Source organism: Spirillospora sp. NPDC000708, from assembly GCF_040299565.1.
GTDB lineage: Bacteria > Actinomycetota > Actinomycetes > Streptosporangiales > Streptosporangiaceae > Spirillospora.
The window spans coordinates 1-1,109 of the sequence record NZ_JBEPCJ010000254.1 but is presented as its reverse complement, the minus strand read 5'-3'; the positions used below and the strand labels follow the sequence as shown (position 1 = coordinate 1,109).

The following is a 1,109-nucleotide window of genomic DNA, read 5'->3' as shown; positions in this document are numbered from 1 at the left end:
CCAAAGTTGCAGCCATGATTGCTTTGATAGAGTGCATACGATTTTCTGCTTCTTCAAATTGGCGAGCATATTTAGAACGGAATACTTCGTCAGTCACTTCCATTTCTGTCAAACCATATTTTTCTTTGATTTCTTTACCATATTCAGTTTCAGTATCATGGAATGCTGGTAAGCAGTGCATAAAGATCAATTGACCATTGTCAGCATTTCCAGTCATTTTAAGCATATCCATTGTGATACGGTATGGAGTCAAAAGTTTAACACGTTCTTCCCAGTTAGATTCTCCCATTGATACCCAAACGTCTGAGTAAATAATGTTTGCGCCTTTAACACCTTCTTCAATATTTGAAGTTGCAAGAGGTTTAGCACCTGATTTTTCAGCAAATTTATTTGCAATATCCATAACTTCTTTAGTAGGATGAAGTGAATCTGGAGCAACAATATGAACATTCACACCAAGCATAGAACCAGTTACGATAAGTGAGTTTGCCATGTTGTTACGACCATCACCTACGTAGACTAATGTCAAACCTTTAAGATGTCCAAAGTTTTCTTTAACAGTCATAAAGTCTGCAATCATTTGTGTTGGATGCCAATCATCTGTCAAACCATTCCAAACTGGAACACCAGAGTATTTTGCCAAATCTTCAACTTCTTTTTGAGAAAATCCACGACGTTCGATAGCATCAAACATTGAACCAAGCACGCGAGCTGTATCTTCTGTTGATTCTTTAATTCCCAATTGAATATCGTTAGCTCCAAGGTATTCTGGATGAGCACCAAGGTCAATTGCAGCAGTTGTAAAGGCAGCACGTGTACGAGTTGAAGTTTTTGCAAAGAGCAAGGCAATATTTTTACCTTCAAGGTAGTGGTGAGGAATGTTTTGTTGTTTCAATGCTTTCAAATGAAGACCAAAATCAACAAGGTAGTTAATTTCAGCTGGTGTGAAATCTTTTTCAGCAAGTAAGCTGCGACCTTGGAATACTGAGTTTACTTCTGCTTTTGTAATAAGTGGTGATGTCATTATTTTTTCTTCCTTTTTCTATTTTTATTATATTTAATGAATTTTTTAAATTACATTAATAAGCTAGTGATTCACTCTTTCCTAA

At 36.1% G+C, this 1,109-nt stretch carries 1 protein-coding gene; it reads right to left on the bottom strand.

Going from position 1 to position 1,109, the window contains the following annotated elements; genetic code table 11:
• Nucleotides 1-1,024: ornithine carbamoyltransferase (argF, locus tag ABT299_RS52785; RefSeq protein WP_500255498.1), on the bottom strand; the 1,024-nt coding region annotated here is incomplete at its 3' end.
• Between the last annotated feature and the right edge of the window lie 85 nt (nt 1,025-1,109).